Annotated in this window: 9 protein-coding genes; 2 read left to right on the top strand and 7 right to left on the bottom strand. The window is 35.4% G+C overall.

What is annotated here, in order from left to right; translation table 11 throughout:
* The 4 genes from ACY65O_RS21215 to lptB form a co-directional block, all read right to left on the bottom strand.
* The coding region (locus tag ACY65O_RS21215) for a GH3 family acyl-acid amido synthetase (protein ID WP_462222859.1) at nucleotides 1–1,142 on the bottom strand (1,142 nt) is incomplete at its 3' end.
* Nucleotides 1,143–1,226: 84 nt separating this feature from the next.
* On the bottom strand, nucleotides 1,227–1,535 hold the full coding sequence (locus ACY65O_RS21210) for a type II toxin-antitoxin system RelE/ParE family toxin (protein WP_462222858.1): 309 nt from the start codon (nucleotides 1,533–1,535) through the stop codon (nucleotides 1,227–1,229).
* Nucleotides 1,520–1,756, bottom strand: a complete 237-nt coding sequence (locus ACY65O_RS21205; RefSeq protein WP_462222857.1) for a hypothetical protein — start codon at nucleotides 1,754–1,756, stop codon at nucleotides 1,520–1,522. The genes ACY65O_RS21210 and ACY65O_RS21205 overlap by 16 nt, the downstream gene beginning before the upstream one ends.
* A 60-nt stretch (nucleotides 1,757–1,816) precedes the next feature.
* Nucleotides 1,817–2,887, bottom strand: coding sequence for an LPS export ABC transporter ATP-binding protein (gene lptB / locus ACY65O_RS21200; protein ID WP_462222856.1), 1,071 nt, complete (start codon nucleotides 2,885–2,887; stop codon nucleotides 1,817–1,819).
* A 73-nt stretch (nucleotides 2,888–2,960) separates the two neighbouring features.
* Between lptB and ACY65O_RS21195 the strand changes: the two genes are divergently transcribed.
* A complete protein-coding gene (locus ACY65O_RS21195) occupies nucleotides 2,961–3,959 on the top strand; it encodes a methylenetetrahydrofolate reductase (protein ID WP_462222855.1) in 999 nt (332 codons plus the stop codon).
* Nucleotides 3,960–4,035: 76 nt separating this feature from the next.
* Here the strand turns inward: ACY65O_RS21195 and ACY65O_RS21190 are convergent, their stop codons facing one another.
* The 3 genes from ACY65O_RS21190 to ACY65O_RS21180 all read right to left on the bottom strand — a co-directional run bounded on the left by ACY65O_RS21190 (nucleotide 4,036) and on the right by ACY65O_RS21180 (nucleotide 8,216).
* The gene (locus tag ACY65O_RS21190) at nucleotides 4,036–4,719 is read right to left on the bottom strand and encodes a porin family protein (RefSeq protein WP_462222854.1); all 684 of its coding nucleotides are present in this window, start codon (nucleotides 4,717–4,719) and stop codon (nucleotides 4,036–4,038) included.
* A gap of 103 nt (nucleotides 4,720–4,822) precedes the next feature.
* Nucleotides 4,823–6,763, bottom strand: a complete 1,941-nt coding sequence (locus ACY65O_RS21185) for a peptidylprolyl isomerase (RefSeq protein ID WP_462222853.1) — start codon at nucleotides 6,761–6,763, stop codon at nucleotides 4,823–4,825.
* 13 nt (nucleotides 6,764–6,776) lie between these two features.
* On the bottom strand, nucleotides 6,777–8,216 hold the full coding sequence (locus ACY65O_RS21180; protein ID WP_462222852.1) for a redoxin domain-containing protein: 1,440 nt from the start codon (nucleotides 8,214–8,216) through the stop codon (nucleotides 6,777–6,779).
* A 172-nt stretch (nucleotides 8,217–8,388) separates the two neighbouring features.
* On the opposite strand from ACY65O_RS21180, the gene ACY65O_RS21175 reads away from it, so the two are divergent.
* Nucleotides 8,389–9,491, top strand: a 1,103-nt coding sequence (locus ACY65O_RS21175) for a class I SAM-dependent RNA methyltransferase (protein ID WP_462222851.1), incomplete at its 3' end; no start/stop codon positions are given.

Here is a 9,491-nt window from a genome sequence, read left to right as displayed (position 1 = left end):
GTATTATCTACAATTACTTCTTCGCCAAAAGCATTCATATAATGTTTTAGCCTGCCACTTACTTTTATTTTATAAGGATTGATGGAAGTAAAAATAACCGTATCGCCAATTAAATAACGCCATAGCCCACCAGTAGTGCTTATTACCAATGCATAATTTTTATTGAGTACTACATTTTTTAAACCTACGGTTTGTGGTTTATCTTTTCCATATTCTTCCACCGGCATAAATTCGTAAAAAATGCCGTGTTCGGTAAATAATAATAATCCATCATCATCGGGTTTTACCTGGCCTGCAATAAAACCTTCACTGGCATTATATATTTCTAAGTAATTAATTTTTGCGCCAATAATTTTATAAAACTGTTCTTTGTAAGGCACAAAAGAAACGCCGCCATTAATATACAGCTCTAAATTGGGCCACACCTCTTTTATAGTTTGTTTATTTTTTATTTTTAAAATACGCTTTAATAAAATTAATGTCCAGGTGGGTACGCCTGCTAAAGAGGTTACATTTTCATCGGCAGTAGTTTGTGCCAGTTGCTCAATTTTATTTTCCCATTCATCTAAAAGTGCTACACTCAATTCGGGTGTACGCAGCCATTGCCCCCAAAAGGGAGAATTTTGCATAAGCACCGCACTTAAATCGCCAAACTGAATTTCATCATTTACTTTACTTAGCTGGTGGCTGCCACCTACTACCAGGCTTTTACCGGTAAGCATATTACTATCTGGAAAATTATTGTAGTAATTGGTAAGTACATCTTTGCTGGCTTTAAAATGATTATCGGTAAGGCTTTCGTCGCTGATAGGAATAAATTTACTTTTATCGCTGGTGGTGCCCGATGATTGGGCAAACCATTTTACGGGTGTGTTCCATAAAATATTGTCGCCGCCTTCCATCATACGGTTGATATACATTTTTATATCATCGTACTCATGTATAGGCACATGTTTTTTAAATTCTTTAAGGGTAAATAATTTTTCAAAATGATATTTTCTGCCCAACTCGGTGTATTGCCCTGCAGATACCAGATCCTGCAATACCTGGCGCTGGGCTGCCACAGGATGATTGCTCCAGTTTTGCACCCGCCAAAAACGGTTACGGGCAAGTTTAGAAATTATGGAGGAGAGGAGGTTCATTCTGTGGCAAAATACAAAATGAAACTGAATAAATAATTTAAGTTGGCGTTTATAAATTTACTGGAGGGAAAGTATTGTAATTAACTATTTTACTTTTAATTTCTTTGGGTTTTGATAAGTGTTCCAAAATACCAATAAATCAATTTCGTTTTTTAAAGGCTTGTGTTTATAAATTAATAAAATTCTTTTGTGTACAAGAGTACAACGGATGTTTGGATATTTTGTGTTCTTGCGCTTTCCTATTTTTGGATTTCTAGATAAATTAGCAAGTCTTTTATCAACAAGAATTACAAAATTGCTGATTTCTTTTGCAGTCCAGGCTTTTTGTAAATAATCTATATTGGCTTCGTAAGTCAACCACGCCTTGTTTGTCCAGTTTATTTTACAATCCATTTCTTATACCGCTTTTGTATTTCTGCATGTGGTGTAATTTGCCTTTTTTTGGATTCTGATAATGCAACTTCTACTTCTGATTTTACTTTATCGGGCATTGCATCCCACCAATCATTATCTGCATCCACTTCAAGCATAGCATGCATCATTTTTACGACTTTTACATCTGCTGTATCAATATATTTTTTTACCTCCTGGCGCATTTGTTTCTCAGCGTTCATAAAAAAATGTTTATACAAATTTACTTTTTTTATTTTGCATATTAATTAAATAGGTAATTATTATTCCTGTATTCCCTTCAATTCAAAATCAATTTTATTTAAGAGAGATTTTGTATCTATGGTTTCATCAGAGTACAGTTTATTTAATAGTGCAACAAAATCAGTTTTCTTGTTTTCCGTTGCATAAGTATATAAAGATGTTTTCAATTCATCCATAAATCTTCTGTATTCATCCAATTGTAAATTATCTTCTGCGTTAGATTTACTGTATCCAAAAGATCTTTGATTGGCATCGTGTTCTTTCTCAATATTTTCTAAATTAATCAAACCACTTTCAATAGAGTAAATAAGTGAATCAAGTGAAATTTTTGTTTCTCTTGCTTCATCATGCAAATAATCTTTACGTTTTAAAATAAAATTTCTGCCTAAATATCTTTTTCTCACCTGTTCATTGGCGGCCAATTCTTCTGCAGTTCCCTGTGTGAATATTTCTCCATCAATCAGCAAATAAGCCCTGTCACAAATAGAAAGCGTTTCAGTTACGTTATGATCCGTAATGAGGATACCAATATTTTTATATTTCAATTTTGCAATAATAGCTTGTATGTCCTCCACTGCAATGGGGTCAACACCGGCAAAGGGTTCATCTAATAAAATAAATTTTGGGTCAACAGCTAAGGCACGGGCAATCTCAGTTCTTCTGCGTTCGCCGCCGCTTAATGTGTCGCCATTGTTTTTACGCACCCGCTGCAAACGAAATTCATCCAGCAAACTTTCTAATTTTTCTTTTTGTTGCTGTTTAGAAAGCTTTGTCATTTCCAGCACGGCGGTAATATTATCTTCCACACTTAATTTTCTAAACACACTGGCTTCCTGCGGTAAATAGCCAATACCCATTTGCGCCCTTTTATACATGGGCAGTTTAGTAATATTGATATCGTTTAAAAAAACTTCGCCTTCATCGGGCTTTATTAAACCCACCACCTGGTAAAACGAAGTGGTTTTACCTGCGCCATTGGGCCCCAGCAAACCAACTATTTCCCCCTGCTTTACATTAAAGGAAACATTGTTTACCACAGTGCGGCTGCCGTAAATTTTTACTAAGTTTTTGGTGTGTATAGTGAGGCTCAAATTTAAGAGTTTATAACAAAAATAATGTAAAGCGATAAATAAGACTATAGCAACTTTTATTTAACAGCAGTTTGTGCTTTATACTTTGTTAACTATGTTTGCAGATATTTTAAAAACAATGAAAGTAATAGACCACATTAACCAGGCAAAAAGCACTTTAGTTTCTTTCGAAATTCTTCCTCCATTAAAAGGTAAGGGCATTCAATCTTTATACAAACATTTAGATCCGTTGATGGAATTTAAACCTTCCTTTATAAATGTAACCTATCACCGCAGTGAGCATGTATTTAAAAAAAATGCTGATGGAAGTTTTGCAAAAGTAGTGGTACGCAAGCGCCCCGGTACCGAAAGTATTTGTGCGGCCATTATGAATAAATACAGTGTGGATACGGTACCGCATTTAATTTGCGGAGGCTTTAATATTAATGACACCGAAGATGCTTTAATTAACCTGAATTACCTGGGTATTGATAATGTTTTGGTATTACGTGGCGATGCTGCAAAAAATGAAGCCGGATTTTCCCCCGAACCCGGTGGCCATAATTATGCCAGCGATTTATTAAAACAGGTGGTGGATTTAAATGCAGGTATTTATCAGGAAGAAGATCTTAGAAATACCAATCAAACAAAATTTTGTGTTGGCATTGCCGGCTACCCTGAGAAACATTTTGAAGCGCCTAACATGGATAGCGATTTACAATATTTAAAACATAAAGTTGATTTGGGTGCCGATTATATTGTAACACAAATGTTTTTTGATAATGAAAAATTTTATGCTTTTGTAAAAGCCTGCAGGGATATGGGTATTAACGTTCCTATCATTCCGGGATTGAAACCAATTTATACACAAAAGCAATTGACGTTGCTGCCTAAAGTTTTTCATATTGATTTGCCTGCTGCCTTAAGTAACGAAGTGGCTAAATGTAAAACTGACGAAGAAGTAGAAAAAGTTGGAACAGAATGGTTATTATATCAATCCAGAGAATTAAAAAAATTCGGTGTACCCGTATTGCATTATTATACTTTGGGAAGGCCTAATTTAATAGCAAATGTGGTGAAGGAGTTGATGTAAATTTTTATAAATAATTTTAAATAAAAGAAGGGGTTGCTTTTGGCAACCCCTTCTTTTATAATTTCTTTTTCTTTTATTAATTCAACGGAATACCTACAGAAAAACTTAATGTGCGGTATTTATTTTTTTCGTTAACAGAATTATTGCTTTCGGTAGAGTTTATTTTAGCCAAACCCATACCGTAATTTACTTTTAAAATTAAATGCTCAAATCTAAAACCGCCACCTGCATTAATACCATAATCAAAACGTTTTAATTTGTTGTAGGCTGCATCTTCCTGCTGCGATGTAAACGGATCGTCGTTACTGAATTTTATGGATGAGTTAGATGAAGAGGTTAATGGCCCAAATTTAGAATCAGTTTTAGATTTACCGCCAACACCTACTGCAATGTAAGGCCCTGCATTAAAAAATACGCCGGTATTTTTTTCCACTGGAATACTTAAAACAAGGTTTAAAGGTAACTCTACATACAAAGGATTAAAAGTAGATTTTATATAATCGGCACCGCCATTAAAATAACTTTCCGCTTTTGAGCCGTGGCCTGTAAGCAGTAAACCACTTTCTAAATCAACTGTTTTTGATAAACCAAACCTGCCCATAAAACCGGCATTAAAAGTAGCCAGCATATTATTTTTTTCGGTGTGGCCATCGTTGGTTTTTGTAATGTTGGCCAGGTTAAGCCCACCCTGCAAATAAAATTGTGCGTTTGAATCAGCGTATGCCACCAGCATAGCTATGCCCATAATTAATTTTTTCATTTTCGTGAGTTTTAGATTTTTTGTTTGTTTAAAACCCACATACGCAAAAAGCCTGCCAACAGGTTTTGTAAGCAGGCTTTTACCTTCACTTGAAAATTATTTTTTATTTAAGCAGGGATTTAAATACCCCTTCATCTGTTTTAACGGGATATTTTCTCCTCAATTCTTCAATCCATTTTTCTTCCAGTACATTTTGATAGTCGTTAATTACCAATCCCCTTGCTTCTTCAAAAGTTCGCTGCTCATTAGCAGGATATAATTTTAAAATTTTTATAAAGCCGGCGGTGCCGTCGGTTGGGCTAACTATAATGGGTGTAATAGTTCCAGCCGCAGGTGGTGTGCCATCAGCTAATGCTATTTGAGCTAATTCGTACCGGCCCGAATCTGCCTGTATGGTATTATTACTTTCTTCAGTAATCTTTTTCCAGGGTTTACCCTCTTTTACATCAGCAAGAGAAAGGTCTGCCGATTTTTTATTGCTGCAGTTAAAAATAATTACATCGGCACTGGCAGCCCACAGGTATTTATTTTTATGCAGCGCATAATATTTTGCTAATCCGGCACTGTCGTTTACAGCACTGCTCCACACTTTTCTTTCCATTATTTCAAACAACATATTGCCCTCTCTAAACTCCTCCATCTGGTTGCGAAACTCAGCACTGTAATCTTCTAAATGCGCTTTATAGTATTCCAACGATTTTACAGTGATAAACTTTTGTAATAATGCTGCATTGCTTTCTCCTTTATAAATTTCAGGATTGGTTTTATATTCTCTTATAAAGCTTAACCACTCTGCTCCTTTTATATTGCCTTTGGCAGAAGTATAAATTACTTTATTACTTACAGGAAATTCTTTTGTACCGTTTACAGCAGGGTTAGCTGCAACACTATCGGCATAGCGGAATAAAACGGCATCTTTTACTGCTGCATTTTTTTTGTAATTAACTGTTTTAATAACAGCTTTTGTAAAAATATCTTTTGCAGTATTTACCCTGCTGTCCTGCAAAACTTTTTGTTTTATTTCATACATATAACCAGCATCCGCCTTTGTTGTTTGTACAGGCTGCACACTTATCCTTTTTACAATATGATAACCAAATTGTGTAAAAAATGGTTTTGATATTTCTCCATCTTTGGTTAATTTAAAAACGGCTGCTTCAAAAGGCTGCTCATATTTTCCGGTGGTAAACTCGGGCATATTACCACCCGATGTATAAGTTAATTTATCATCGCTGTACAGTTTTGCCATTTCTTCAAAACTGGCACCCGCCAGCAGTTTTAAATAAATAGAATCTGCTTTTTGCTGCACTATTTTATTATTTACTGCTGCATCGCCGGGAGGAACAGAAAAAAGTATTTGTGCAATTTTCCATTTCCCCATTCCCTTTCTTTCATCAATTACTTTAAAAATATGCAAACCGTTTTTAGAGCGGTAGGGTTTACTGGCTTCTCCTGTTTTTAAAGCGTAAATAATTTTCTCATATTCATACGGAACAGAAAAGGCAGTAAGGTATCCAATATCAGCTGTTTTAATTTTTACTGTATTGTCCGATGCCGATGCGGCTAAACTTTCGTAATCTTTTTTGCCACCAGTTAATTCTGTAAAAACTTTTTGCATGGCTTTTACCGCTTTTGAAGAATCGGCAACTGAAGTTTTTGCATCAATGGCGGTAAAAAAATGAATAACATGCAAATCTTTTTTAGAATTGATAAATGCTTCATCTATCAATGTATTCATGGCATCATCATTGGTCATATAAGTTTCTTCAATCTGGCTGCGGAAATTTTGTAAATCACCTGACAATTGTGGTAACGTATCTATTTTTGCATCCTTAGCAGCTTTTACTTTTAATTTAAATTTTGAATACAGATCAAGGTATTCCCTTAACGATTTTTCTTTATCGTCGGTTGTTGTTTTATTTTTGTTGTAAGCCCTCAAAAACTCTTCTTTATCAACAGCATTATTGCCGTAAGTAAAAAGTGTTTGAGAAAATAAAGGAGAAAAACCAACAATAAATGTTAGCAGCAGTAAAATATTTTTCATCAGTAATTAAAGTTTAAGGTTTAGTGGTTTTCCATTTTACTTCAAGCAATTCGTTCAACTGAAGTATGGTAAGTTTTTTGCCAATTATATGTTTGTCTTTATCCAGCAAATATAAGGTAGGTGTAAGTGTAATGTCGTAGAGCTGCCTGAAGCCTGGTTTTTGTGCAGCAAAATCTGCATCCTCCATGGCCTTGGTTTTATATACATGTGTCCATTCGGCAAGTTTGTGATCATTAATAAATTTCACCCATTCTGGTTTTGGGTTTTCTTTATCATCGGGAGATAGTACCGCATAAACTTTTACGCCATGTTTTTTCCAGTTGGCCTGGTAAATAGAATCTAACCGTGGCACTTCTTCTTTACAATGGCCGCAGTTGGGATCCCAAAAAACAATTACAGTATAATCAGCAGCAACATCGTAAAGTGGTGCAGGTTTTCCGCTGCTGTCAATCATATCAAGGTTAGCAGCTTTTTCACCAATTAAATTAGCCATCAGCATATAAGCCCGGCGGCTTATGGCTTCCATTTGTTTTTCGTTAAGCCAGCTGGTTAATCCTTTGCTGTGGTATTTTTCAAACAAATGTACAAACACCGCATCCTGCCCCATGTATTTTGGGTTAATGTATTCATCCGTTAGCCAGTTTAATAAAAACTTATACATTTCAGGGCTTGTACGGGCCAGTAATAATTTATAATCTACATCTTTAATAATGCTGTCGGACGATTGTGAAATTACTTCCCGGTAATACCGTTCAATTCTTTTTAAAAAGAAAGGCGTACGGATAATCCTGTCATCCATAAAAGTTACACCATCCCAATAATGGGCTTTATAATAGTTATAATTATTTATCGTGTCCTGCCTTGTTACAGGAATATTTACCGGTACCGAAGGTTCTTTCATTGCTTTAAGCAAAGCCGCCATCATAGATGTGGATTGATTTTTTATCACACCATCTCTAAATACATTTAACTCTGCATTAAACTGGTTATAATTTTTTTCGTGAAATAAAGAATCAGCTTTTGTTTTAGATGACATATACGCCATTCTTTCATCCTGCAGTTGCTTACCTTTTTTAGCAACATATTTTTGGTATTGCACATATTGCACATTGGCAGAAGAGCCTGTTATAAATGTTTTATTAATTAAGTCAGTAGTATCTGCCTTAACTATTATTTTTTGTTCTTTATCAATTAAAAATTCTGTTCGTAAATTTTTATCCGGAAAAACAATTACATAAATACCGCCGGGTAATTTTTGTTTGCCTTTAAATATGGCCATGCCGGTATTACTTACTGCAGCAGAATCGGCAATATTTAAATTACTGCCCATATAGTACGTTAAATAAGCAATGCCGCTTTTGTATTGCGGCGCCTGTAATGTTATTTGGTAACCCTGTGCAAAACACAGGTTGCCGCCAAATATTGCCAAAAGGAAAAAGGTATATTTTTTCATATTATTATAGGATAGCAAATGTATTTAAAATCGCTGATTAATGCACTATTGGATGGCCATGCAGGGTTTAAAAATTGCAAATCGTTAACAAAGGCAATTGAATGCAGTTGAAAATTATTGACGGCGGTTGAAACATCAGCAACATTCAATTACTTAAGGTATTTTTGCTGCCGTGAAAAAACAAAAGCAAAGAATAATTCTGGAAAACGTTTTGGTTACTGATTATGCCGCCGAAGGAAAGGCACTGGCCAAACTGGATGGTAAAGTAATTTTTATTTCAGGTGCTGTGCCCGGCGATGTGGCCAATATTTTTATTACCAAAAATAAAAAAGACTGGGCCGAGGGAAGGGTGCAAAAAATTATCAATTACTCCAAAGAAAGAGTAGAGCCGTTTTGTAAACACTTTGGTGTATGCGGCGGTTGTAAATGGCAAATGCTGCCTTATGCAAAACAATTGGAGTACAAACAGCAGGAAGCAGAACAGAATTTAAAACGCATTGGAAAAATACCGCTCCCCGAAATATTGCCCATTATTGGTGCAGACGATGATAAATATTACCGCAATAAATTAGAATTTACTTTTAGTAATAAAAGGTATTTGTTACCAGGTGAAATAGCCCCCCCACCCCCCGAAGGGGGGATTTTGAACACTCCAATTTTAGAAAGTTCTTTTAAAGAATCAAGCTCTTCGGAAATCCCCCCTTCGGGTGGTGGGGCTTTAGGTTTTCACGTTCCACGCCTGTTTGATAAAATAATTGATATTGAAGAATGTTATTTAATGGATGGAGTAAATAACAACATTCGCAACACGGTAAGAGATTTTGCTTTACAAAACAATTATTCATTTTACGATGTAAGGGAACATACGGGATGGCTGCGTAATATTGTTATCCGTTACTGCACCACCGGGCAACTGATGGTGAATATGATTTTTAATTACGAAGAAGAAACAGAACGTAAAAAACTGCTGGATCATTTATTGCAGCAGGTGCCTTCCATAACTACTTTATTATTTACCATCAACCCAAAATGGAACGATACCATTTACGATTTAACACCGCAGGTATATTTTGGAAAAGGCTTTGTAATAGAAAAGTTAGAGCAATTTCAATTTAAAATTTCTCCTAAATCTTTTTTTCAAACCAATACCAAACAGGCCGAAAAGTTATACAGGATTACAAGAGATTTTGCAGCACTAACCGGTAGCGAAGTGGTGTACGATTTATATTGCGGCACAGGCAGCATTGGCATTTTTGTAAGCCAGCATGCAAAAAA

Source organism: Ferruginibacter sp. (assembly GCF_031430955.1).
In the GTDB taxonomy this organism is placed as follows: domain Bacteria; phylum Bacteroidota; class Bacteroidia; order Chitinophagales; family Chitinophagaceae; genus Ferruginibacter.
This window is presented reverse-complemented; position numbering and strand designations above follow the sequence as displayed.

Bases quoted from the DNA above. Each gene is read 5' to 3' on its own strand.
- ACY65O_RS21210 (WP_462222858.1), bottom strand. From the start codon at position 1,535: ATGGATTGTAAAATAAACTGGACAAACAAGGCGTGGTTGACTTACGAA.
- ACY65O_RS21205 (WP_462222857.1), bottom strand. From the start codon at position 1,756: ATGAACGCTGAGAAACAAATGCGCCAGGAGGTAAAAAAATATATTGAT.
- ACY65O_RS21190 (WP_462222854.1), bottom strand. From the start codon at position 4,719: ATGAAAAAATTAATTATGGGCATAGCTATGCTGGTGGCATACGCTGAT.
- ACY65O_RS21185 (WP_462222853.1), bottom strand. From the start codon at position 6,763: ATGAAAAATATTTTACTGCTGCTAACATTTATTGTTGGTTTTTCTCCT.
- ACY65O_RS21180 (WP_462222852.1), bottom strand. From the start codon at position 8,216: ATGAAAAAATATACCTTTTTCCTTTTGGCAATATTTGGCGGCAACCTG.